We start from the raw sequence: 23,441 nt of genomic DNA on the forward strand, positions 1-23,441 counted from the left end.
CGGGCAAACCGCTACACCCAGCTTGACAGAGGCGAAAGGAGGGCTGACCGCTTGATTGGGCTTCCGAGTTCGGCCAAGAAGAGTCATTGTCGGAACGGAAAAACTGCACCGTTGAGCGTCCGGTCAGTGTGGCATAGCGGACGTACTAGAAGGATTTCTCGCCGTCGTTTGCTCGGACTTTGTGCCCATTTCTGGTGATGGTCCGGAATCGATCCCAGTTTGCAGTGATTGTCGTCCTCACACGCTTGCTCACACGCACATTGCGTACCTTAGGGGTTCCCCTTCACCTCAACGGAGACCGTCATGCCAAAATTTGTGATCGAACGTGCCATTCCCGGAATCGGAGCCTCGAAGGCAGCCGAGCTGCAGGCCATCGCTCAGAAGTCGTGCAGCGTCCTGCAGGAGCTCGGCCCGGACGTCCAGTGGGTGCAAAGCTACGTGACGAGTGACAAGGTCTACTGCGTCTACAACGCGGCGAGCGAGGAACTCGTCAGGGAACATGCGCGACGAGGCGGTTTTCCGGCGGACAGCGTCGCACGGGTCATGACAATCATCGACCCTACGACCGCCGAAGCCTGATGCCGCCCTTGCACGCCCGCAGGCCCTGAGCCACGATCGACTCATGGGCCTTGCGATCCACCTTCTCGGCGCGCCGCGAATCGAGCGGGACGGCCACCCATTGCCGGCGCCGCACGGCCACAAGGTTTGGGGCGTACTCGCGTACCTAATCCGCAGCGATGCCTGCGCGAGCCGCAAGCACCTGGCGGGGCTGCTGTTCGAGGACGCCGATGACCCGCTGGCGGCTTTACGCTGGAATCTGAGTGAACTCCGACGCCTGCTCGGCACCGAGGCCTTGCGTGGCGACATGCTGGCGCTTTCGCTGGAACCGGCCGCGTACGTCGATATCGAGGTTGTGGCCAAAGGAACCTGGGCGGAAGCGTTGTGCGTGCCTGGCCTCGACCGCGAATTGCTCGAAGGGATGAGCTTTTCGGGCAGTCCGTCATTCGAAGTCTGGCTCGCTTGTGAACGCCGGCACCTCCAGGCGACCGCCGAGGCCGTCCTGCGCGAGGCCGCGTTGACCCGCCTGGCCGCCGGTGCCGTGACCGAGGCGGCCGATCTGGCCGGTCGGCTCGTGCGCCAGAACCCCTTGGACGAGAACTTCCAGGCGCTGCTCGTGCGCTGTCTCGCCGCTGCGGGCGACGGCGTAGGTGCTGCGCGCCAGGCCGCTGCGTGCCGCGAGCTGTTCAAGCGCGAGCTTGGCGTGCAACTAGGCGCGACGCTCGAAGCCGCAATACGCACGGCCACCGCCACGCCGATCGCGCGGCCCGCGATCGGTCGCGCTGCGGCCGTTGCGCAGATCGAGGCTGGAGAGGCTGCGATCGGCGGCGGAGCGCTCGATGCCGGACTACAGTGCCTGCGGCGTGCGATCGTCGAGGCCGATACCATCGGCGACGCGGTATTGCGTACGCGTGCGCGCGTTGCTCTCGGCGGCGCGCTCGTGCACGCCGCGCGCGGGCGCGACGAGGAAGGCGCCACGGCGCTGCACGAGGCACTCGCGATCGGTCAGGATGCCTCGCCGTCATACGCAGCGGCGGCTTGCCGCGAGCTCGGCTACATCGAGTTTCTGCGCGGCCGTCACGAGCGAGCGCTGGCGTGGCTGCGGCGGGCGGCGCCGCTGGCCGGCGACGACCGCGCAGAGCAGGCACGCATTGCCATCGTGCATGGATCGACGCTTAGCGACACCGCGCACTATGCCGCCGCGATTGCGATGCTTCGTGACGCCGAGGCGCTCGCCGACAGCATGGGCGACCTCAAGCAGCTCGCTTATGCGCTGTCGATGCTGGGGCGCGCGTTGCTGCTGTGCGGAGACGTCCAGGCAGCAAGCGACGCGCTCGATCGATCAGTCACGCTGGCGCAACAGGTCTGGACGGCATTTGTGCCTTGGCCCCAATCCCTGCTCGCCGAAGTCGATCTGATGCGCGGCGATGTGGACGTCGCTGCGGAGCGCTTCGAGCATGCTTTCGCGCTCGGATGTCAGCTTGGCGACCCGTGTTGGGAAGGCATCGCCGGACGCGGCCTCGGACGCATCGCCATCGCGCGGGGTCAATCGCAACGCGCCGTCGAGATCCTTGTCGATGCCACTGCGCGCAGCTTTCGCCTGCCCGATGCCTACCTCTGGGGCAAGGGCTACGCGCTCGACGTGCTGTGCGGTCTGGCGGTCGCGCAGGCCATGCCCCAGGCGTCGGCCTGGATCGACGACATGCAGAACCTCGCCGCGCGCAGCGGCATGCGCGAACTCAGCGTGCGTTCGCATCTTCACCGTGCAGCGCTCGGCGACAGAGCGAGTGCTGCCGCGGCACGGCTGCTCGCCTACGAAATCGACAATCCTGCACTACGCGCCGTCATCGAGCTTTGAAACGCGGTAACGAAGATTCGGGGCTGCATTGCTGACACGACGCGAAACCGCTCGCCCGGCTCGTTCGAGTCTGGAGTGATCCCTTAGCGTTCTCGGGCATTCGCTTTGCGCCGTTGGCCAGCCTTTGCCAGCGATCCGCGACTGCCTGGAAAGGCCGAGGTGCTGCCCCCGGCGTGTCTTACACGACCGTCTGCTCCGCACTTGGAAGCGGACGGACATCATCCGAAAGCCTGACCGGCTGCTTGGGGTCGTGTACCGCCGTTCTGCGGCGGTCAAAGCGGCCGTTCACCACGATCGCTCGACTTTCGTCAGCTTAGCGTCCTATACCGGCCGCTGACGTGTTGATGAGCCAACGGCAGCAACGGCCGAACTGCTGTCCCCGAGGAGCCTGCTTGGATGACCGGACCACTCCGTTACCTGCCGTTGAACCCCTGACAGCGCGACCGGCGGCAGTGGGTCGAAAGTACGCATCCGCTTGCGGTGAGACCTGACATTCGCAGCAGCCGAGGTGCGAATGTCGGGAAAGTGAACTGTAACTGCCTCACGAACACCGATGCCCGAATGTCGGCAAAGGCCGATGACCGAGCGTTCGTCCTTTACGATTGGATGGTCGGTTACGGGTGCGGACCCGACGCCTGAACGTCCGACCGGCGACGCATGTGAACGGAGGTTTGTGGCCGATAGCACCAGTTCGATGAACGTTCTACAAAACGGACGTTGGAATCGTACGGACTCAACCCAATTCCAGTGGGAACGGAACGGTCCGGACCGCGCAGCGCAGCGCGGGGTCTGAGCCGCGTTAGCGCGAGGCTTGCAACCTCGCGTGGCAAACGCAAAGCGCCAATCTAACTTCTCGCCGATGACAGCTCGATGCGCTTGCGCTGCAGGAACCGGCGCACGGCCGGATCGCGCTCGAGTCCGATCGCGAGATCGTACGCGCCGAGCGCTTCGGCCGTCGCGCCGGCACGCGCGAGCAGATCGGCACGCGCGGCCCAGTACGGCTGGTAGTCGGCCAGCCGCGGATCGTCCGCATACGGCTCGAGCGCGTCGAGCGCCGCCTGCGGGCCGTCCCGTTCCGCCAGCGCGAGCGCGCGGTTCACCGCGACCACCGGCGACGCTGCAATCGCGAGCAGCGCATCGTAGAGCTGCACGATCTCGTCCCAGTTCGGGCGATGCGTCCGGCAGCGGTGGACGTGCGCCGACTGCAGCGCGGCCTCGAGCTGAAAGCGTCCGATTGCGTTGAATGCGCTTGCGCGCCGCAGCAATGCGTTGGCTGCGGCGATCATCGGCGCGTCCCATGTCGCCGGATCCTGAGCCGACAGCGGCACGTAGTCGCCGGCCGCATCGCGTCGCGCATCGCGCCGCGCCTGCGCATACAGCATCAGCGCGAGCAGACCAAGCGTCTCCGGCTCCTCGGGCAGCAGTTCGACGAGCAGTTGTGCAAGAAACAGCGCCTCGCCGACGAGATCGCGCCGTTCGGTATCGCCGCCGACCGGATCGGTCCACCCTTCCGCATACGCCGCATAGACCGCTTCCAGCACCGCAGCGAGCCGGCCGGGCAGCTCCTCGCGCTCCGGTACGCTGAACGGAATGCCCGCTTCGCGGATCTTGTGCTTCGCCCGCACGAGGCGCTTGCTCATCGCGGCGGGCGACATCAGGAACGCGGACGCAATCGTCTTTGCTTCGAGCCCCAGCACCACCTGCAGCATCAGCGGCGTGCGAATCGCGGCCTCGAGCGCCGGGTGCGTGCACGCGAACAGCAGCGCAAGCCGCCGGTCGGGCAACATGCCTGCTTCACGCTCGTCGATCTCGTCGGCGAGGATCGCGAGCTGGTTCGCCACTTCGTCGCCGACACGGCGATGACGCGCGCCATCGACCGCCCGGCGGCGCGCAACCGTCATCAGCCACGCTTCGGGATTCGCGGGGCAGCCGCGCTCCGGCCAGTCCGCGAGCGCGGCCGCAAACGCGTCGGCCAGCGCGTCCTCGGCCGCGGCGACGTCGCGCGTGCGCATCGCCAGCAGCGCGACGAGCTTGCCGTAACTGCGGCGAGCGACTGCCTCGGCAATCGAATGCGCGGCGCCGTCAGCGTCACGGCCGCCGCCGGATGGACTCATGCAGCAGATGGCGCATCGCTGGGGGCAGTCCAGACCGGGCGCACTTCCATGAGGCCGTGCGCCGCGCCGGGACAACGCGACGCCCACGCGATCGCCGCGTCCAGGTTGGGCACGTCGATCAGGTAGTAGCCGGCGAGCTGCTCCTTCGAATCGGAATACGGTCCGTCAAGCACCTGCGGCTTGCCGTCGACGAGCCGCACCGTGGTGGCCGTGTTCGTGTGCTGCAGCCGGTTGGCGCCCACCAGCGCCTCCGCTTTTTTCAACGATTCGGTGTACGCCTGATATGCGGCAACCCCTTGCTGCCGCTCGCTGTCGGTCATCTGGTTCCAGCGGTTTTCGTCCGAATAGATCATCAATAGGTATTGCATATGAGCCTCCGTCATGGGGTTAAGGCGGGTGAATTACATCGGGCCGCCATCACAATGACGCTCGGGCCGCATGCTGACGGACAGGCGGCGTCGAAAAAATCGCGGACGGTACGCTCGCACCGTGCGTGATGCCTACCGACCACCGCTCCCCTATCAGGGTCGCCCGGGTCATCGAAAAATTTGAGGGGGTCGGCTGCGAATCTAGCCGGGTCAGTTCGTCTTGGAGCTAACAACAACGGGATTCGTAGTCCAATCCCTCTCCGAGTGTCGACCACGGATGCAAAACTATTTCCCGAGGTGGATAAGAAAATAGAGAGGCTGCTGCCAATGGCGTTACCTAGGAGGAACGATGCTCCCGCTCATTCTTGGACCACGATACAACATCCGCGTCACCTGTGATGCCAGCCCCAGCAATGACCGAAGTGAATCGACGATAGAAGTCAATCCGACCAATCCGTACAACATGGTCGGGTCGTCCAAACGGTTCACCGACCCGCACACCTATGCGTTCTCGCTCGCCGCGTATTCGACATTCGACGCGGGCCGATCGTGGCAGGAGGCTGCGCCCCTCGGGCTCCTCGCGGGTTGGGACGGCGTTTCGGATCCGACGGTCGCCTTCGACGACATCGGCGGCGTATATCTCGTCGCTCTGCCGTTTCAGGGAGCCGAGCCGATGGCCATAGCGGTGTACAAGTCTACGGACGGCGGGTTGACCTGGTCCGCTCCGAACCTCATTCACTCGGCGCCTGGCGATGACAAGCAGTCGGCCGCAGGCGATACCAATCCCGGCAGCCCCTATCATGGCCGTGTTTACGCCGCCTGGGACGGTCCGGGTGGCATGCTCTTCGGGCGCACGATCGACTACGGGGCCAGCTGGCGCGGGACCGGAGCGAACCCGGTCGGAACGTCGCTTGCTCCGGCCTCGTTCGGACCGCAGGTCGTCGTGGCCGCGGACAGTAGCGTCTACATCTTCTTCATCGCCGGCACCGACATTCAGTTCGTCAAATCCACCGATGGCGGGGATTCGTTCTCGAACCCGGCCATCGTTGCGAGCGGAATCACGGGCTTGCCCGGCCAGCTACCCGGTGGGACCTTCCGGACGCCCACGGTCGCGACGGCGTGTGTCGGCGTCAATGCGACCGACCTGGTTGTTGCCTGGGCCGACTATCGACAGGGAGTCGCCCGCATCTACTATGCGCGCTCCAACAATGGCGGCGCCGTCTGGCAGGCGGGCAGCGGCTCCGGCATGCCGCTGATGAGCGGCGGCGCTGTCTCTGCCCCTGATCAACACGAGTTCCAGCCGCAGCTTGCCTGCACGCCACAGGGGGACGTCGGCTGCGATTTCTATCTCTTCGGACCGAAGGGGGGCGGCACGACACCGCTGATCGACGTTGTCCTGACAGCGTCGGCCGACAACGCGGCGATCTTCGTGGATCGGGCCACCGTGACCGAGATGCCGTGGGACCCCACAGTGGATGCCGTCTGGGCGCACGGAGATCCTAACGTCACCTTCATTGGCGATTACTTCGGTCTGGCGGCGAGTCCGCTCGGGTTCTTCCCGTTCTGGATGGACACTCGCACCGGAACCCAGGAAATGTTCACCGCGCGCGTCGCGGTCCGGCCCGCGAACGTCTACATCAGGGACTCCTCGAGCGACACAGGAACGGTACCGTCACCCGGCAATCATTGGGAGGCTCCGGATCTGATCGTGCGCCGGCAGCAGGACGGTAACGCTGTCTGGGTCGATCAGGATCTGCTGCGCGACGGTGTGACGGACCATTTCATCTACGGCAAGATCACCAACCTCGGGCCCAATCCCGCGGAGAATGTCACGCTCGCTGTCACCGTTGGCAACTATCCCGCGCTCGATGCGCTGCCTGGGCTGGAGTTTCGTTATCCGCAGGATTGGTATCCGGGCGACTGGCAGACGGCTGCGGTCCAGCAGAGACACCTGTATCTCGGTGAAAGCGCGCCGATCAATCTGGCGGTGGGCGCCACCCGCATCTTCGGCCCCATTCGCTGGTCCGCCGCTCAGATTCCTCAGGAGGGCACCTGGCATCCATGCCTGCTGGCCGAGGCGCGCGGGGACAACAACGACTCCGCAGGCGGCCTTGATGGTGCGCCACTGCTGGTCGCGCCCGGTACGTGCGATTACGGCAGCTACTTCTGGGGCGACAACAACGTCTGCCAGCGCAACCTGTCGTACGCACATGTCTTCGCCGACGCCGAGAGCCTGATCGAGTTGCCCTTCATCATCGGCAGCCCGTACAGTCACGCAAAGCTCGTCGAGGTCATCGTCCGCAAGGACTACCGGCTCGACGACGTTCCGATGATTCTCGAAGTGCTTCCGCCCAGGAAGGGGGAGAAGCCGCCTGTACCTGACGGGAATCACATGCACGGCGCCAAGCTTACTGGCAAGCATTGGAACCTGACGCATCGAGTGGCTGGAGTCGGCTTTGCGGTTGAACCAGGGCAGACGCTTCGCCTGAAGCTGTCGGTCAAGCTTCCCAAAGAATTCGATCTCGACGCGCCGACGAAGCTGACCATCTTCCAGCGCAATGACGGTCATGTCACCACCGGCAGCGCCACCCTCGAGCTCGTTCGCGGCCACGTCGAGCACGCGAACCACGAACGGAAACAACGTGCTTCTTCGACGCGCAAATCGGGGCGATGACGCCGCGCAGCATCGGACTCCAGCTTTTACTGCACGCACTTTACAAAATCGGCCTGCCTGCGCCGTTTTGCTTACACGTGATTTTGCGAGGCACCTTTTCCGAGCTGGGCTGTCGGGTTCCATCGGCCAGCTGTTACCGCCCGGGGCCTTTTCATTCTGCTGGTCGTGTCTTCGCGACTAGCCCATGAATGAAGGTTTCGCGCCGGGCGATCACTCGACCTTTCGAATAATCGATAAGGGGGGATCATGTCGAATATCCAGGTCACGCACGATACGAGCGTGAATAACGCGAGAAGCGAAAGCAATATCGCAGTCAACCCCAATCACCCGAAGCAGATCGTAGCGGGGTCCAAGAAGTTCGGGGACATTCACAATTACGACTTCATTCTGGCCACCGAATACTCCGCGGACGGTGGCCTCTCATGGCATGATTCGGCCGCCTTGACGCTATCCGGTTTTACGCTGCTCACCGACCCTGCGCTTGCCTGGGATGATGTGGGAAACGTCTATCTGGTCGGTCTGTCGGGCAACAATCCGCCGACCTTCGACACCGTCGGGATCGTGATCTACCAGTCGTCGGATGGCGGACAGACCTGGAGCGCTCCGCTGCCGATCCACAACAGCGCTGGCGATGACAAGCAGTGGGCGGCAGGAGACACGAATCCGTCGAGTCCGTTTCACGGCCGCGTCTATGCAGTCTGGGACGACGGATCCGACATGCGGTTCGCACGCACCACGGACTATGGCGTAACCTGGATCGGTGCGGGACCTGGCGTGACACCCGCCGGCACGGTGCTCGTCAATGATTCGTTTTCACCGGACATAAGAGTCGCGGCCAACGGTGACATCTATATCGTCTGGATCGCGGGAAGCGAGATCAAGATGATCGTGTCGACCGACGGGGGCGACAGTTTTGCGCCCGCCGTGTCGCCGGCCGTGGGCGTGACGACGCTCAATGCCGGATTGCCGGCCCCTCATGGGTGGCCGGTGTTTCCGGGCGGAAACTTTCGCGTGCTGACGATCCCATCGGCGAGCGTCTTCGGGAGCACCGTCGCCGTGGCATGGGCCGACTTCCGCGAAGCCGTGTCCCGTATCTACTGCGCAGTGTCACCTGACGGCGGCGCCAGCTGGCCCACCGGTCTCTCAGGAAAGCCGCTGCTGGCAGGACCGCTACCCTCGGGTTTGCAGCACTTTCACCCGCAGATCGTCATTGATCCCAACGGCGTGATCGGGTGCGCCTTCTACGAGTTCGGACCCAAGCCGTCGACACCGCTCATCGATGTGATCATCGCCCAGTCGGTTGATGGCGGGATCTCGTTCGATCGTGCCATCGTGACGGACCAGCCGTGGGATCCGGCCATCGACGCGCCGTGGTCCCATGGAGATTCCAACGTCACCTTCATCGGTGACTACTTCGGGCTGGACGCCAGCACGCGGGGATTCTATCCACTCTGGACGGACACACGCACCGGTATTCAGGAACTCTGGACTGACATCGTGCGGGCCCGTGCAAAGGCGGCTGGGATTCCACTTGGTGTCTATGGGCAGGTAGCTCAGATTCTGGACGGCATCATTCAGGACGGCGGTGGCGATGAGATCGTGGGCGGACATATCGTACATATTCCGCCCTGGGGACCCGAACTGGATATTCTGCTGGGTGTCGCGATCCAGCGGATCGCCACGCTTGTCGCCAGCCCCGGGGGCATCGGCATTCAGAGAGCAGCCATGGCCATGGTGGCGCACGTAGCTCAACAGGAAGTAAAGCGTCTTGAAGGCAAAGGATAGGCGACCAGCGCGCATCCAGGTGACTCGCGGTGCCAGGCCAACTCCGGTCGCGCCTGCCCACCGCTACTTCACCGCCCCCAGCGCCAACCCCTTCACCAAGAACCGCTGCAACCACGCAAACACAATCGAAACGGGCAACGTCGCACCGAGTGTCGCCGCCATCACAAGATGCCACTCGACGACGTACTTCCCAGCGACCATATCCGTAACTTGAACGGTCAAAGTCTTATTCTCCGGCGACCGAATCAACGTATAGACCACCGCAAACTCATTCCACGCATTAATAAAAGTAAAGATCGCCGTCACAACAATCGCAGGCACGGCCAACGGCAAGAACACCTTAAAAACAGCCCTCGTCCTCCCACACCCCTCAAGCCATGCCGACTCTTCAAGATCCCTTGGCACAGTCTGAAAGTAAGAAGACAACATCCAAACCGCAAACGCGATATTAAAAGCCGCATAAGAAACGATGACTCCGATCCTGGAGTCAACCAGATTCCCATCCCCATAAGGAATCATCGCCGCGAGCCGGAACAAGCCAACAACCAGCAGAATCGGCGATAACATCTGCGTCACCAGCAGAAACTGCGAATACAACCCCTTCCCGCGAAACGGAAACCTCGCCAGCGCATAAGCCGCCGGCAAGCTCACCGCCAAAGCCAGCGCAGTCGAAAGAAAGCTGATCACGCAGCTATTCCTCAGCGCCACGCCAAAATTAGCCGCGACCCACATGTCCGAAAAATTGCTCCACTGCCAATGCACCGGCAACCACCTTGCCGGATACACAAAGATCTCCGAAGCTGGTTTCAAGGCGGTAAACAGCATGACGGCAAACGGAAACAGCACGACCACAACCAGCGGCGACAGCGCGAGCCAGCACCACAGCGTGCGCTTCATTTTGACGCTCAGACTCATGTCGGCTCTCCTTCTTTTGCGGGCTGCAGGCGCAGATAGGCGATCGAGAAAACGAGCAGCATGACGAGCATGATCAGCGACACCGCCGCGGCTTCGCCGGGTCGTCCCAGACGGAAGCCGAGCTCGTAGAGATACGTGACGAGAATATGCGTGCCGTTGTCGGGGCCGCCTTGCGTCATCACCCAGATGATCGGGAACGAGTTGAACACGTAGATCACGTTCAGCAGAATCGTCATGTTGACGAACGGCCGTAACAACGGCAGCGTCAGTTTGCGAAACTGCTGCCAGGCGCTGGCGCCGTCCATGCGCGCCGCTTCGTAGATATCGCCCGGCACCGATGACAAACCACCAAGCAGAATCGTCACCGTAAAAGGAATCGACACCAGAATGCCCACCGCGATTTCCACCGGAAACGCGAGTTCCGGCGTGGCAAGCCAATGAATCGGACCGCTGATGAATCCGAGCCGCTGCAACGTGACGTTGACCATGCCGTAGTCGTCGTTGAAGGCCCAGCGCCAGACCACGGCGGTCATCGTCAGCGAGACGGACCACGGCAGCATCACGATCGTGCGCGCTACGCCGCGTCCATAGAAGTCCTGATTCAGCACCAGCGCGACCGGCACCGAAATCAGCACCGTGCCGCCCACCACGCAGACGGTCCAGATTACCGTCCGTCTGGCGGCGGCGAGGAAGGCGGGGTCGCTAAAAATCGTATAGAAATTCTGCAGGCCGGTGAAATCGCGAATCGCACCGAAGCGCGAGACCTCGTGCAGCGATTGCCACACGATATTGAAAATCGGATAGCTGATGATGAACAGCGCCAGCGCGAGGCTCGGCGCAATCAGCAACCAGGGCGCTTGCAGGCGCGAAGAAACGGAAGAAACGGAAGAAATGGAACGGCTCATGCGTGCTCGATCGTAAGACGCGCCCGCATCAAAAGCGGGCGCGACGGGATGGCCGGACAGTGCAGTACGACCGGAACGCGCGCCGCCTTCGCAACGGCGGCGCGCGTTCCGTCTTCAGCAGATCACTGCGAGACTACGCGATCAATGACCGAGCGACTTGTTCGCTTGCGCCGCCGCGGCATTCAGCGCGTCGGCCGGTTTCGCCTTGCCCAGATAGACCGACTGCATGGCATCGGTCACGGCCTTCGCGGTGTCTTCCCAACCGGTCACGGTTGGCGCGAAGTGGGCCGTCGGCAGCAGCGCGACGAAGGCCTTCGTGTCCGGATCGTTGAACGCCGGATCGGTCGCCTCAGCCTTGGTGGTCGGCAGGAAACCCTCGGTGGTCGTGAACTCGACGCGCGGTTCCTTCGTGAATAGATAGTCGAGGAACTTCCAGGCCGACTTCTTCACCTTCGAGTTCTTGAACATCACGATCGAGTCCGTCACCGCGTAGGTGGCGTGCGTCGTACCCATCGGGATCGGATCGATGCCGTACTTCAGGTTCGGCGCTTCCTTCTTGATCTGCTTGGCGAGGAATGGCGCGGAGATCATCATCGCGACGCGGCCTTGCTTGAACAGGTTCTGCACGTCTTCGCGGCTGTAGCCGGTCACGCCCGGTTGCGTCAGCCCCTGATCGATCATCGTCTTGTACAGCGTGGCCGCCTTGATGCCGGCCGGCGAATTGACCGCCGCCTTGCCGTCCTTGCCGACCACGTCGCCGCCGTGGGTCCACAGGGCGTAGTAAAAGTAGACGTCGGTTTCGATTTCCTTGCCTTGCAGGCCGAAGCCGGCCACGCCTTGCGCCTTCAGCTTCTTGGACGCATCGATCACGTCATTCCAGGTTTTCGGGCCGTCGGGATAACCGACCTTCGCGAGCAGGTCCTTGTTGTAGTAGAGAGCGCGCGCGGAAGCGGCGATCGGCAGGCCGTACACCTTGCCGTTGATCTCGCCCGGTGCGAGGAACGGGCCGATAAAGCGGCCCTTGAAGCTTGCGTCAATGTAGCTGTCGAGCGGTTCGGCGACGTCGTCTTTCACGAAATCGAGCAGCCACCGCGTGCCGACGATCGAGAGGTCGGCGTTGGCGCCGCCGGAAATGTCCGTTTGCAGTTTCTGTTGCAGCGTGTCCCAGTTCACGTGTTCGATCTTGATGGTCGTGCCGGGATTGGCCTTCTCGAAGTTGCGGGCCATCTTTTCGAAGTACGGCGCGGTGGCATCGCTGTAATCCGCGACGGTGACGCGGACCGTGTCGGCGTGAGCCGCGACGGCGATACCTGCAAACGCGAGCGCCACGGCAACTTTGCCGAGCGCGAGGGAAGCACGGGCATGCAACGACATTTCTCTCTCCTGTGTCGATCGGAGTTAGCGCTTCAGCGCTTACTCCGGTCCCATCCAACGAAGGGTGTCGATCGGAGTTAGCGTGTCGACCAGAGTTAGCGCTTTAGCGCTTACTCTGGTCCCATAGCGCTTACTCCGGTCCCATCCAACGATGGTGGGGGGTGGTCTGCTGCCGTCGCCGGCCGCTTGGGGTTGAATTGTTTGAAAAAATCCTACATGACGAAAAATAGCTTGTCACGTAGGGTCTGCGATATTTTTTCTCGGCCGGTTTTGTGCATAAGATGCTGTAAAGCAGGGGTGTTTTGTGCGGCGCGAAGAAACGGATACCCAATCTTCGGGATGGCCAGGCAACTGCGGGTCGTCAGTTTTGTAGGAAATTTACACGCGAAACCGGCGGCGGCAACGAAGGGCAACGAGGGGTTGAGGAGTGAGGCGAACATGAATCGTGTGGTGTTGGTAACCGGCGCTTGCGGCGGAATCGGCAGCGTGTTGTGCAAGCGGTTCGTGGAGCAAGGCGATTCGGTGCTGGCGCTCGACATCGACGCGAACGCGCTCGGCGCTTTGACTTCGCAGCTCGGTGACGCACATGTCATGCCGATCGCGGTCGATCTCGGCGACGCCGAAGCGGTCAAGCAAACGGTGGCCGCAGCGGTCAAGACGCGCGGTCCAGTGGACGTGCTGGTCGCGAACGCGGGCGCAGCCAACGGCCTGACGCTTGCCACGACGGACGCCGCCAGTTGGCAGCGCGACATCCATCTGAATCTGAACGGCACGTACCACACGGTGGAAGCGGTGCGCACGTCGATGATCGAGCGGCAAAAGGGCGTGCTGGTGCTGATCGGTTCGGTGAACGGCATGGCTGCGCTCGGTCATCCGGCGTATAGCGCGGCGAAGGCGGGTCTCATCAGCTACACCAAAGCGCTGGCGATCGAGTTGGGCCGTTACGGCATTCGCGCGAACATCGTTTGTCCGGGCACGGTGAAGACGCAGGCGTGGCAGGCGCGGGTCGACAAGAATCCGCAGGTCTTCGAGGATCTGAAGAAGTGGTACCCGTTGCGCGACTTCGCGACGCCCGACGATATCGCCGACTCGGTGCTGTTTCTCGCGTCGCCGATGGCGCGTGTGATTACCGGCGTCGCGTTGCCGGTGGACGGCGGCTTGATGGCCGGCAACCGTCTGATGGCCGAGGAACTGACGCTCGAATCGCTTTGAACTGCGTTGAACTGGTAAGCGAGCGTGGCGCGCACTGCGTTCAATGAGGCACGACAGCACGACGGAATGACAATGAGGACAGCATGGCAGCAGTGCAACTGAGCGGTATCTTCAAACGCTACGGCGACACGCAGGTGGTGCACGGCATCGATCTGCACATCGACGACGGCGAGTTCGTCGTGCTGGTCGGCCCGTCGGGTTGCGGCAAGAGCACGCTGATGCGGATGGTGGCGGGCCTCGAAGAAATCAGCGGCGGCGATCTGATGATCGGCGGCACGCGCGCGAATGGTCTCGCGCCGCAGCAGCGCAATATCTCGATGGTGTTCCAGAGCTACGCGCTCTATCCACATTTGTCGGTCTACGAAAACATTGCGTTCGGGCCGCGCATTCGCAAGGAATCGTCGGCGAGTTTCAAGCCGCGCATCGAAGCCGCCGCGAAGATGCTGAATCTCAGCGGCTATCTGGACCGCTTGCCGCGTGCGCTGTCCGGCGGTCAGCGGCAGCGCGTGGCGATGGGCCGCGCGGTGGTGCGCGAGCCTTCACTGTTCCTGTTCGACGAACCGCTGTCGAATCTCGACGCCAAGCTGCGCGTGCAGATGCGCACGGAAATCAAGGCGCTGCATCAGCGTCTGAAGAATACGGTGATCTACGTCACGCACGATCAGATCGAAGCGATGACGATGGCCGACCGCATCGTCGTGATGAACGCGGGACGTATCGAACAGATCGGCCGGCCGCTGGAACTGTACGACCATCCGGCGAATCTGTTCGTCGCGAGTTTCCTCGGCTCGCCGTCGATGAATTTCGCCGAAGGCGTGCTGGTCAATCGCGCGCAAGGCGCCGGTCTCGCGTTGAAACTGGACGACGGCGGCGAAATCGTTCTGGAGGGCGCGCCGGCCTCGGCGACTGCCGGCGCGAAGGTCACGCTCGGCGTGCGCCCTGAGCACATCGAGACGATGGCGGAAACGCCGGATGCTTCAATGGAAGTCGAAGTGGTCGAGCCGACTGGCGCCGAGACCCATTTGTACGGGAAAATAGGCGGCAGCACGTGGTGCGTGACGACTCGCCAGCGCTCGAAAGTCGAGCCCGGTCAGCGCGTGACGCTGCGCTTGCCGGCCGAACATATTCATCTGTTCGATACGGAGAGTGGGCGCAGGTTGGTCTGAACCGCGCGATGCTGGCTGAAGCCGATTGAAGCTGCGACGCGACGCGGATTCATTTAACCCTTAAGGAACACTGGGTGTCCGCACCGAACTTGATTCCCCACATCCGCAGCGCACTGGCCAATTTGCGGCCCGCCGAGCGCAAGGTCGCCGACATGGTGCTGAGCGACGTCGACTTCGCCATGCGTGCGAGCATCACCGAGCTTGCGCAGCGCGCGGATGTCTCCGAGCCTTCCGTCACGCGCTTTTGCCGCGCGATCGGCGCGCATGGTCTGCGCGACTTCAAGATGCAACTGGCGCAGAGCGTGGCGGGCGGCTTGCCGTACGCGTCGACTGCGGTGGCGCGCGGCGACGATGTGCAGACGCTGATGGACAAGGTCGGCGAAGCGGCCGTCGACGGCATCACGCATGCGCGCGGCGCCCTCGATCCCGCAGTGGTCGAAAGCGCGATTGCGGCGTTGGCGAGCGCGCGGCGGGTGTTCTTCTTCGGCGTCGGTTCGGGGTCGGGGCTCGTCGCGCAAGATGCGGCGCTGCGGTTCTTGCGCCTCGATATCGCCGCGAGCGCGTTCACCGACGGTCATCTGCAACGTCTCTATGCCGGGCTGATGGAGCCGGGCGACGTCGCTTTCGCGATTTCGCATGCGGGGCGCAGCGTTGAAGTGAACGAAAGCATCCAGATCGCCAAGGAGCGCGGCGCGACCACGATTGCGCTGACTAACGTCGGCTCGCGGCTTGCGTGGCTGGTGGATATTCCGCTGCTGCTGCGCGTGCCGAGCCCGATCGATCCGAATACGCCAGGCGTGTCGCGGCTCGTGCATCTGTGCATCATGGATGCGCTGGCAATCGGCGTTGCGCTTAAGCTCGGTCCGAAGACGCTCGAAAAGATGCGGCATGCGAAGGCGCGGTTGTCGTCGCATGAGCCGGAGGCGGCGGGGGACTAACCCTCGGCGTGAATCGCACAGTGATTTTGCGCTGCTCGTTGTCGCGGGTGTTGGCTCCCTCTTCAGCCCTCGGCCGCCGCCTCGATCCACCCAAACCGCCGCGACAACCGCAGCGTCGCGGCCTTTAACGTGCGCGCCGGATCGCCCGCCGGTTCGCTGTCGAAGCTGCCGGTCGGCCCCATCAGCGCGAGCACCAGACAGATGCTGCCGGTGTGGTCCAGCACGGGCGCGGCCAGCGTGTTGATGCCCGGCACGGGGCGGCTCAGCGCGGTATCGATGCCGTCCGCGCGAATCTGTGCGAGCCGTTGCGCGTAGTGTTTGGCCACTTGCGCCGGCGCCGCTTTTTTAGCGCTCGCCGTGGTCGTCGTTGCCGCCGTCGCCGCCGTCGCGAAGATATCCGCTCTGTCCGCACCCGCCAGCCGCAGATGATCCTGCGCGAGCAAGCCATTGCGCACCTCGTCCGCGACGTAAGCGGCGAACACGCGGCCAATTGCCGTGTTCACCAGCGACATCACCGTGCCGACCCGCAAGCTCACATGCAGCGGCCGCGCGGATTCCTCCAGTCGCACGACGGTCGGCCCGAGCGGCCCGAGCACCGCCATCGCGACGCTCATTCCCGTCGATGCAGCCAGTTCGACTACTTCCGGTTCGGCTTCGCGGGTCGGCGAAAGACGTTGCAAGCCGATCAAGCCGAGCTCCAGCGCAAGCGGACCGGCTTCGAAACAACCCGCGGCGTCACGATTGAGCAAACCGATCTTCAGCAGGCTCACGAGATGCGGAAACGCCTTGGCCGGCGGCATGCCCGCGGCGGCGGCAAGGTCGCGCAAAGTCAGCGGCCGCGCCGCCGCGACCAGCGCGGCAAGCAATTCGCCGGTGCTGTCGAGCGACTGGATACCGCGCTGCGGTTTCGCATCGGCGGCGCTATTAGGCGAAGTGTCGGGAGAGTCGGTCACGATGTGGAAGAAGCAAGCAGGGAAGGCGTCGCCGCAAGTTCGGCGCCGATGTCCCGAGCCGTGGCGAGGAGCGCTTGAGCGGTCGGGCCGTCGGCGGCCACGTCCATCGCGCCGGTCGAGCCGATTACCGTCAGCGCGAGGCATAAGCGGCCGTCGCCATCGATCACCGGCGCGCTCAGGCTGCTGATTCCCGGGCTCGGCACATCGACGCTGCACGCAAGCCCGCGTGCGCGAATCTCGGCGAGCGCCGCTTCGAACGCTGCGTGCTCGCCGGCCGGCGTCATCGGGTTATCGGCGGCGCCGGACTGGTTCGCCCACATGCCGTCGAGCGTGGCGCGCGGCAGATAAGCGCGAAACACACGTCCGGTGGAAGTCGCCGGCAACGACATCACCGTACCCACGTGCAGATTCACGTGCAACGGAAAGCCCGCATGCTCGTATCTCACGATGGTCGGCCCTTGCGGACCAGCAATGCAAATCGCGACGCTAAAGCCGATCGCTTCGGCCAACGCCGCCACGCGCGGTACAGCGGCGCGGAACGCCGGCTGGTTTTCCAGATGCAGCAAGCCGAGCCGCAGCGCCAGCGGGCCGGGTTCGTAACGGCCCGAAAGCTCGTCGCGTTTGATCAGCCCCAGGCGGCCCAGGCTCACCAGATAAGCGTGCGCTTGCCCAGGCGCAAGCTGCGCGCTGGCGGCGAGATCGGACAGCGCGAGCGGACTGCGTGCCTGTGCGAGCGCCAGCAGCACGCGGCCGCCCACTTCGACGCTCTGGATACCGCGCTGGGTCTTGCCGCTGTCGGCTGGTTCGCCGCCGCCTTGATGCTGGCGTCCGCCTTTGCCCGCGCCCGATTTCGCTGCTTTGCTCACACCCGCGCTCGTCCGTAAAAAGGGTCCATGTTAAAGGAAGACTCCCGAAGGCCCGCACCTTCTTGTTCTTATCTTAGGCGCTTTGAAATTTGCGTATAACGATACATTTCGCTATTGACAAATAATCTGAGGCGGCCATAACATGCATTCACCCCGACATACCGGTGCAGTCACAGAGTCAAAACGGGGCGAGACAATCCTCCAATACAGTCAGCCTGCGCGGCAAACGGCACGCCACGCAGCCGGCCGTCTCGCCTCACGTCCAACTTTTGAGGGAGACAAGCATGGCAAAGGCATTCGCATCCCAGGCCGACCTGGAAGTCAAGAAAGTCACGTGGACGCAGTTGTCCGAGAACGCCTACGCGTACACCGCTGAAGGCGATCCGAACTCGGGCGTGATCATCGGCGACGACGGCGTGCTGATCGTCGACACCACCGCCACGCCGGCCATGGCGCAAGACCTCATCGCGAAGATTCGCAGCGTGACCGACAAGCCGATCAAATACGTCGTGCTGTCGCATTACCACGCGGTGCGTGTGCTCGGCGCCTCGGCGTATTTCGAAGAAGGCGCGCAAGAAGTGATCGCGAGCCGCGGCACGTACGAGATGATCGTCGAGCGCGGTGAAGCGGACATGAAGTCGGAAATCGAACGCTTCCCGCGGCTCTTTGCCGGCGTCGAAACGGTGCCGGGCCTGACGTGGCCGACGCTCGTGTTCGAAAAGGAAATGACGCTGTTCCTCGGCAAGCTCGAAGTGCGCATCGCTCATCTGGGCGCGGGCCACACGAAGGGCGACACGGTGGTGTGGCTGCCGTCGCAGAAGGTGCTGTTCTCCGGCGACCTGGTCGAATACGACGCGGCCTGTTATTGCGGCGATGCGCAGCTCGAACAATGGCCGGCCACGCTCGAAGCGCTGCGCGCGCTGAACGCCGGGAAGCTCGTGCCGGGGCGCGGTCCTGCATTGACCACGCCGGAAGGGGTCGACAAGGGTCTCGACTACACGAAGGACTTCGTCACCACGCTATTGCAACAGGGCCGCGAAGCCGTCGAACAGAAGCTCGACCTGAAGGCCGCGATGGCGCACACGCGCAAGGCGATGGACCCGAAGTTCGGCAACGTGTTCATCTATGAGCACTGCCTGCCGTTCGACGTTTCGCGTGCCTACGACGAAGCGAGCGGCATCACGCACCCGCGCATCTGGACCGCGCAGCGCGACAAGGAAATGTGGGACGCGCTGCAAGCCTGATAAAGAAAGCGCACCGCAGAGCAGAGATGGACGGAGACACAAGATGAGCATCAACTACCAGACGCTGTCGTTCGAATATAAGCCGTGCCGTGAACAGAGCGAACCTGGCGCACAAGAGGCACAAGGGGCACAAGGCGGCGCGGAGCGGGCGGCCTATCCCGTGATCGTGGTCGGCGCGGGCCCGGTGGGCCTCGCCACGGCGATCGATATCGCGCAGCAGGGCGTGCCGGTCGTGCTGGTCGACGACGACTGTTCGTTGTCGACCGGTTCGCGGGCGATCTGCTTTTCGAAGCGCTCGCTCGATATCTTCGACCGGCTCGGCTGTGGGCAGCGGATGGTGGACAAGGGCATCAGCTGGAATGTCGGCAAGGTGTTCCTGAAAGATGAACTGGTGTACACGTTCAATCTGCAGCCGGAAGCGGGCCATCACCGGCCCGCGTTCATCAACCTTCAGCAGTACTACGTCGAAGGTTTCCTGCTCGAACGCGCGCAGGAGATGCCCAATCTCGAGATCCGCTGGAAGAGCAAAGTGGTCGGCGTGCAGCAGTACGGCACGCCGGGCACGTGCGATGCCAGTGTGACGCTGAGCGTCGATACGCCCAATGGTCAGTACGCGTTGCGCGGCCGTTACGTGGTGGCCGCCGACGGCTCGCGCAGTCCGATTCGCAATCTGATGGGACTCGACAGCAAGGGCGTCACGTTCAAAGACCGCTTCCTGATCGCCGACGTGAAAATGGAAGCGGACTTCCCGACCGAGCGCTGGTTCTGGTTCGATCCGCCGTTCCACCCGAATCAATCGGTGCTGTTGCATCGGCAGCCGGATAACGTGTGGCGGATCGATTTCCAGCTCGGCTGGGACGCCGACCCTGTGCTGGAAAAAACACCGGAGCGCGTGATTCCGCGCGTGCGCGCTTTGCTTGGACCTGACGCGAAATTCGAACTGGAATGGGTCAGCGTCTATACGTTTTCGTGTTTGCGGATGGAACGCTTCCGGCACGGCAATGTGCTGTTCGCGGGCGATTCGGCGCATGGCGTGTCGCCGTTCGGCGCGCGCGGCGCGAACAGCGGCGTGCAGGACGCCGAAAACCTCGCATGGAAACTGGCGATGGTGCTCGAAGGCAAAGCGTCCGACGCATTGCTCGACACCTACGCCAGCGAGCGCGAATTCGCCGCCGACGAAAACATTCGCAACTCCACGCGCTCGACCGACTTCATCACGCCGAAGAGCCCCGTGAGCCGCGTGTTTCGCGACGCCGTGCTGAAGCTCTCACGCAAGCACGCGTTTGCACGGCAGTTGACCAATAGCGGCCGGCTCTCGGTACCGGCGGTACTGCGCGATTCCCCGCTGAATACAGCGGACAGCGACAGCTTCGAAGGCCTGATGGTGCCTGGTGCGTCATGTGTCGATGCGCCGGTGCAGGTGGCCGGGCAGCCGGCATGGCTGTTGCGGCAACTCGGCCAGCGCTTTACCGGCGTGTTGTTCTGCGGCTCGCAAGGTGTGGATTCCGCGACGCAGGCTGGGTTGGCAACATTGCGTGCCGGTTCGATTCCGCTGAATCTTGTCGTGGTGACGAGCGGCGATGCTCAGGATGTCGTGGCCGCGGGCGCGAACGTCGTGCGCGACGTCGAAGGTCTTGCAACCGCACGCTACGACGCGACGCCCGGCACGTTCTATCTGATTCGTCCGGACCAGCATGTCTGTGCGCGGTGGCGGCAATTCGACGTGAGCGCTGTGGAAAGTGCGTTGAAGCGCGCGTTGTGCGTCGAAGGTACGGCCTGAACGCACAGTAGGGCAGGCGCAGCGCAGACGCAAAGCACATGCAGAGCACACGCAGCGCATCAGCTAAAAATAGCAGGAGACAGTCATGACGTTGAACACGCAACCCAATCTCGCCCGCCCCGACGATTTCTACGAGGCGCTGATCGACATGCATCGCGATCTGAGCAATGCGCAGAGCCAGTCGGCCAATGCGCAACTGATTCTGCTGCTCGCCAACCATATCGGCGATCACGCGACGCTGCTCGAAGCCATGCAATACGCGCGCGAAGGCGCGGCCGATGCCCCGCTTCGAGGCGGCGAGACGCATCCGCTGGCCGCCTGAGCCGGCGGCGCAAGCGACACGAAATCCCGGTACGCAGGTGATGGTTCGAGTCACCTGCAATCCATCAAGACTACGGTACGCGGCGTATCAACGCCGCCGCGTACCGTTCCAGCAGCAAACAAAAACGCGGCGCATCAAGACGCCGGACCCATCGGGTCCGTTGGACCCTCACGTTTGGAGAAGACCGATGAGCCAATCTTTTGTCCGCGCGCTCGAGCCGGGCGCATCCGCTGCCGCGCACGACGACCTGCTGTATCGCAAGGTCTCGCTGCGGATCATTCCGTTTCTATTCCTGTGTTATGTCGTGTCGTTTCTCGACCGCATCAATATCGGCTTCGCGCAGTTGCAGATGAAGCACGACCTCGGTTTCAGCGACGCGATGTACGGTCTCGGCGCGGCGGTCTTCTACATCGGCTACGTGCTGTGCGAAGTGCCGAGCAATATGTTGCTCGCGCGCTTCGGCGCGCGCCGCACCTTCACGCGGATCATGCTGCTGTGGGGCATGGCATCGGTCGGCATGATGCTGGTGTCGAAGCCGACGCACTTCTATGCGCTGCGCTTCATGCTCGGCGTGTTCGAAGCAGGTTTCTTTCCCGGCATCGTGCTGTATCTGACTTACTGGTATCCGGCGCGGCGGCGTGCAGCCGTGCTGTCGATTTTCTTTGCCGGCGTTGCGGTGGCAGGTGTGCTCGGCGGTCTCGTGTCCGGCTGGATCATGCGCGACATGGGCGGCGTGATGGGCATGTTCGGCTGGCAGTGGATGTTCGTGATCGAAGGCGCACCGGCCATCGTGCTCGGCTTGCTCGCCGCGTTCTATCTGGTCGACGGGCCCCAGCATGCAAAGTGGCTCAATGCTGCCGAGCAAGCGCATCTGATCGCGCAACGCGATGAGGACCGGCCGTCGGGGGATGCGCATGCGTCGCGCTCTTTCATGCAGGCGCTGCGCAATCCGCGGGTCTATCTGTTCGCGTTCATCTATTTCTCGCTGACCTGCGCATCGCTGACGTTGAACTTCTGGATGCCGCTGATGATTCGCGACTTCGGCATTCACGACGTGCTGGCGATCAGTCTTTATACGGTGATTCCGAATGCCGTCGGCGCGGTGGGCCTGATTCTGATTGCGCGCCACTCGGATCGATGCGGCGAGCGCCGCCGGCATTTTGCGGTTTGCACGATCGGTGGCGGTATCGCGCTGTCGCTATTGACACTGCATCTGAGCAGTTTCCCGGCGATGCTCGCGATCCTTTCGCTGGCCGCCGTGCTGATCTTCGCCGCGTTGCCGATCTTCTGGACCGTGCCGTCGGGCTATCTGTCGGGTGCTGCCGCGGCGGCCGGGATTGCGCTGATCAGCAGCATCGGGATCACGAGCGGAATCGTCAGCCCCTGGGTGATCGGCCAGATCAAGACGCATACCGGCAGCATGGACAACGCGCTGTATCTGCTGACCGCGCTGTTGTTCGTCAGCGGTGCGGCGTTGCTGCTCGGCGTGCCCAGGGAAACCCGGCGCGTCTGAAGATCGAACGGGCCCGGAGGTCGGATCGGGTACAGTCGCGGTATTGTCTTGCGACCTCGCTTTTGAGCCCCAACCCTGCGATGTATTCCGTCGAACCCGTTCCCTTAACGCATGAAGGCCCGCCCGACGTTTCGTTGTGGCGGGTTGATTTCGTTTTCGATGCGTCACTGGATGACGCCGCCTTCGCGCCGCTCAGCGATGACGAGCGCGCGCGAGCCCGCGCCTTTCGCCGCCATGAGGACGCGCTTCGATTCGCGACGGTGCGCGTGGCGCTACGTGCGCAACTGGCAGGGCATCTCGGCATTGCGGCGCACGCCATCCGTTTCACGCTCGATGCCAATCGCCGTCCCCATGCCGCCGATTCCGATGCGATCGATTTCAACGTATCGCATGCGGGCGCGCATGGGCTCATCGCGATGTCGCCTTGCCGGCGTGTCGGAGTCGATATCGAACAGCACAGCGATAAATTCGATTGGCGTTCGATCGAATCGTTGACGCTCGATGAAAGCGAAGCGGCGTGGATCGAGCACCTCGACGCCGCGCAGCAGATCGCCGCGTTTTACGATGCATGGGTCGCTAAAGAGGCACTCGTCAAAACAACCGGCGTGGGCATCACGCGCGGTTTGCAGCATCTGACTGTGTTGCCGCGCGACAGCGCATGGGTGACTTTGCGCAATCACGTTCCGGACGACATGCGCGATATCTCGGCGCGCTGGATCGAGGCGCCCGATGCTTATGCCGCATGTGTGGCGTGGTCGGTTTCAACGTTCGCGGAATAGAACGGGCCGACGCGCACGTACCTACGCGACTGCGCCAAAAGTCAGCGCCTTCGGCCAGCCAAACGCTGGCACCTGCGTGACCGGCTGCGCGAGCGCAACCGCCGCGCGAGTCGAGGT

The 23,441-nt window shown here is 63.3% G+C and carries 19 protein-coding genes; 12 read left to right on the forward strand and 7 right to left on the reverse strand.

All coding sequences use genetic code 11. The features are described 5' to 3' along the window. Positions 1 to 303 precede the first annotated feature (303 nt). Positions 304 to 579: a DUF4242 domain-containing protein gene (locus AC3WLT_RS27315; protein WP_492594788.1), complete on the forward strand. Its 276-nt coding sequence runs from the start codon at positions 304 to 306 to the stop codon at positions 577 to 579. Positions 580 to 622: 43 nt separating this feature from the next. After that, positions 623 to 2,416, forward strand: coding sequence for an AfsR/SARP family transcriptional regulator (locus AC3WLT_RS27320; protein ID WP_492594789.1), 1,794 nt, complete (start codon positions 623 to 625; stop codon positions 2,414 to 2,416). Positions 2,417 to 3,261: 845 nt separating this feature from the next. Here the strand turns inward: AC3WLT_RS27320 and AC3WLT_RS27325 are convergent. Beyond that, on the reverse strand, positions 3,262 to 4,530 hold the full coding sequence (locus AC3WLT_RS27325; protein ID WP_492594790.1) for an RNA polymerase sigma factor: 1,269 nt from the start codon (positions 4,528 to 4,530) through the stop codon (positions 3,262 to 3,264). Further along, a complete protein-coding gene (locus tag AC3WLT_RS27330; RefSeq protein WP_492594791.1) occupies positions 4,527 to 4,898 on the reverse strand; it encodes a YciI family protein in 372 nt (123 codons plus the stop codon). Before AC3WLT_RS27330 ends, AC3WLT_RS27325 begins: the two co-directional genes overlap by 4 nt. Positions 4,899 to 5,247: 349 nt before the next feature. Between AC3WLT_RS27330 and AC3WLT_RS27335 the strand changes: the two genes are divergently transcribed. Further along, positions 5,248 to 7,572 carry a sialidase family protein gene (locus AC3WLT_RS27335; protein ID WP_492594792.1) on the forward strand — a complete coding sequence of 775 codons (2,325 nt, stop codon included), beginning with the start codon at positions 5,248 to 5,250 and terminating at the stop codon, positions 7,570 to 7,572. Positions 7,573 to 7,818: 246 nt separating this feature from the next. Continuing rightward, on the forward strand, positions 7,819 to 9,357 hold the full coding sequence (locus AC3WLT_RS27340) for a sialidase family protein (RefSeq protein WP_492594793.1): 1,539 nt from the start codon (positions 7,819 to 7,821) through the stop codon (positions 9,355 to 9,357). Between the two features lie 63 nt (positions 9,358 to 9,420). Here AC3WLT_RS27340 and AC3WLT_RS27345 read toward each other — a convergent pair whose 3' ends face one another. The 3 genes from AC3WLT_RS27345 to AC3WLT_RS27355 all read right to left on the reverse strand — a co-directional run bounded on the left by AC3WLT_RS27345 (position 9,421) and on the right by AC3WLT_RS27355 (position 12,551). Beyond that, positions 9,421 to 10,272, reverse strand: a complete 852-nt coding sequence (locus AC3WLT_RS27345) for a carbohydrate ABC transporter permease (protein ID WP_492594794.1) — start codon at positions 10,270 to 10,272, stop codon at positions 9,421 to 9,423. After that, on the reverse strand, positions 10,269 to 11,177 hold the full coding sequence (locus AC3WLT_RS27350) for a carbohydrate ABC transporter permease (RefSeq protein ID WP_492594795.1): 909 nt from the start codon (positions 11,175 to 11,177) through the stop codon (positions 10,269 to 10,271). The genes AC3WLT_RS27345 and AC3WLT_RS27350 overlap by 4 nt, the downstream gene beginning before the upstream one ends. A gap of 141 nt (positions 11,178 to 11,318) precedes the next feature. Continuing rightward, positions 11,319 to 12,551: an ABC transporter substrate-binding protein gene (locus tag AC3WLT_RS27355; RefSeq protein WP_492594796.1), complete on the reverse strand. Its 1,233-nt coding sequence runs from the start codon at positions 12,549 to 12,551 to the stop codon at positions 11,319 to 11,321. Positions 12,552 to 12,989: 438 nt separating this feature from the next. Here AC3WLT_RS27355 and AC3WLT_RS27360 point away from each other — a divergent pair, with 438 nt between their 5' ends. The 3 genes from AC3WLT_RS27360 (at position 12,990) to AC3WLT_RS27370 (ending at position 15,867) form a co-directional block, all read left to right on the forward strand. Continuing rightward, entirely contained in the window at positions 12,990 to 13,763 is a 774-nt protein-coding gene (locus AC3WLT_RS27360; RefSeq protein WP_492594797.1) for an SDR family oxidoreductase, read from the forward strand. 83 nt (positions 13,764 to 13,846) lie between these two features. Next, positions 13,847 to 14,929 (forward strand): ABC transporter ATP-binding protein, encoded by a 1,083-nt coding sequence (locus AC3WLT_RS27365; protein WP_492594798.1) that lies wholly within the window; start codon positions 13,847 to 13,849, stop codon positions 14,927 to 14,929. 74 nt (positions 14,930 to 15,003) lie between these two features. After that, entirely contained in the window at positions 15,004 to 15,867 is an 864-nt protein-coding gene (locus AC3WLT_RS27370; protein WP_492594799.1) for a MurR/RpiR family transcriptional regulator, read from the forward strand. A gap of 62 nt (positions 15,868 to 15,929) precedes the next feature. On the opposite strand, the gene AC3WLT_RS27375 is transcribed toward AC3WLT_RS27370, so the two are convergent. Beyond that, positions 15,930 to 16,820 carry an IclR family transcriptional regulator gene (locus AC3WLT_RS27375; protein WP_492594800.1) on the reverse strand — a complete coding sequence of 297 codons (891 nt, stop codon included), beginning with the start codon at positions 16,818 to 16,820 and terminating at the stop codon, positions 15,930 to 15,932. Beyond that, on the reverse strand, positions 16,817 to 17,686 hold the full coding sequence (locus AC3WLT_RS27380; protein ID WP_492594801.1) for an IclR family transcriptional regulator: 870 nt from the start codon (positions 17,684 to 17,686) through the stop codon (positions 16,817 to 16,819). The genes AC3WLT_RS27375 and AC3WLT_RS27380 overlap by 4 nt, the downstream gene beginning before the upstream one ends. A 284-nt stretch (positions 17,687 to 17,970) precedes the next feature. On the opposite strand from AC3WLT_RS27380, the gene AC3WLT_RS27385 reads away from it, so the two are divergent. The 5 genes from AC3WLT_RS27385 to AC3WLT_RS27405 all read left to right on the forward strand — a co-directional run bounded on the left by AC3WLT_RS27385 (position 17,971) and on the right by AC3WLT_RS27405 (position 23,324). Further along, a complete protein-coding gene (locus AC3WLT_RS27385) occupies positions 17,971 to 18,930 on the forward strand; it encodes an MBL fold metallo-hydrolase (RefSeq protein WP_492594802.1) in 960 nt (319 codons plus the stop codon). Between the two features lie 43 nt (positions 18,931 to 18,973). Further along, positions 18,974 to 20,710 carry an FAD-dependent oxidoreductase gene (locus tag AC3WLT_RS27390; RefSeq protein ID WP_492594803.1) on the forward strand — a complete coding sequence of 579 codons (1,737 nt, stop codon included), beginning with the start codon at positions 18,974 to 18,976 and terminating at the stop codon, positions 20,708 to 20,710. An 85-nt stretch (positions 20,711 to 20,795) separates the two neighbouring features. Next, complete coding sequence (locus tag AC3WLT_RS27395) at positions 20,796 to 21,032, forward strand: DUF2783 domain-containing protein (protein WP_492594804.1); 237 nt, start codon at positions 20,796 to 20,798, stop codon at positions 21,030 to 21,032. A gap of 187 nt (positions 21,033 to 21,219) precedes the next feature. Beyond that, entirely contained in the window at positions 21,220 to 22,545 is a 1,326-nt protein-coding gene (locus tag AC3WLT_RS27400; RefSeq protein ID WP_492594805.1) for an MFS transporter, read from the forward strand. Positions 22,546 to 22,625: 80 nt separating this feature from the next. Then, positions 22,626 to 23,324: a 4'-phosphopantetheinyl transferase family protein gene (locus tag AC3WLT_RS27405; RefSeq protein WP_492594839.1), complete on the forward strand. Its 699-nt coding sequence runs from the start codon at positions 22,626 to 22,628 to the stop codon at positions 23,322 to 23,324. Positions 23,325 to 23,441 lie beyond the last annotated feature (117 nt).

It is taken from the genome of Paraburkholderia sp. FW306-2-2C-D06C (assembly GCF_058781505.1).

Coding starts and splice junctions, on each gene's coding strand:
- AC3WLT_RS27315 (WP_492594788.1), top strand. CDS start 304: ATGCCAAAATTTGTGATCGAACGTGCCATTCCCGGAATCGGAGCCTCG.
- AC3WLT_RS27320 (WP_492594789.1), top strand. CDS start 623: ATGGGCCTTGCGATCCACCTTCTCGGCGCGCCGCGAATCGAGCGGGAC.
- AC3WLT_RS27325 (WP_492594790.1), bottom strand. CDS start 4,530: ATGAGTCCATCCGGCGGCGGCCGTGACGCTGACGGCGCCGCGCATTCG.
- AC3WLT_RS27330 (WP_492594791.1), bottom strand. CDS start 4,898: ATGCAATACCTATTGATGATCTATTCGGACGAAAACCGCTGGAACCAG.
- AC3WLT_RS27335 (WP_492594792.1), top strand. CDS start 5,248: ATGCTCCCGCTCATTCTTGGACCACGATACAACATCCGCGTCACCTGT.
- AC3WLT_RS27340 (WP_492594793.1), top strand. CDS start 7,819: ATGTCGAATATCCAGGTCACGCACGATACGAGCGTGAATAACGCGAGA.
- AC3WLT_RS27345 (WP_492594794.1), bottom strand. CDS start 10,272: ATGAGTCTGAGCGTCAAAATGAAGCGCACGCTGTGGTGCTGGCTCGCG.
- AC3WLT_RS27350 (WP_492594795.1), bottom strand. CDS start 11,177: ATGAGCCGTTCCATTTCTTCCGTTTCTTCCGTTTCTTCGCGCCTGCAA.
- AC3WLT_RS27355 (WP_492594796.1), bottom strand. CDS start 12,551: ATGTCGTTGCATGCCCGTGCTTCCCTCGCGCTCGGCAAAGTTGCCGTG.
- AC3WLT_RS27360 (WP_492594797.1), top strand. CDS start 12,990: ATGAATCGTGTGGTGTTGGTAACCGGCGCTTGCGGCGGAATCGGCAGC.
- AC3WLT_RS27365 (WP_492594798.1), top strand. CDS start 13,847: ATGGCAGCAGTGCAACTGAGCGGTATCTTCAAACGCTACGGCGACACG.
- AC3WLT_RS27385 (WP_492594802.1), top strand. CDS start 17,971: ATGGCAAAGGCATTCGCATCCCAGGCCGACCTGGAAGTCAAGAAAGTC.
- AC3WLT_RS27390 (WP_492594803.1), top strand. CDS start 18,974: ATGAGCATCAACTACCAGACGCTGTCGTTCGAATATAAGCCGTGCCGT.
- AC3WLT_RS27395 (WP_492594804.1), top strand. CDS start 20,796: ATGACGTTGAACACGCAACCCAATCTCGCCCGCCCCGACGATTTCTAC.
- AC3WLT_RS27400 (WP_492594805.1), top strand. CDS start 21,220: ATGAGCCAATCTTTTGTCCGCGCGCTCGAGCCGGGCGCATCCGCTGCC.
- AC3WLT_RS27405 (WP_492594839.1), top strand. CDS start 22,626: ATGTATTCCGTCGAACCCGTTCCCTTAACGCATGAAGGCCCGCCCGAC.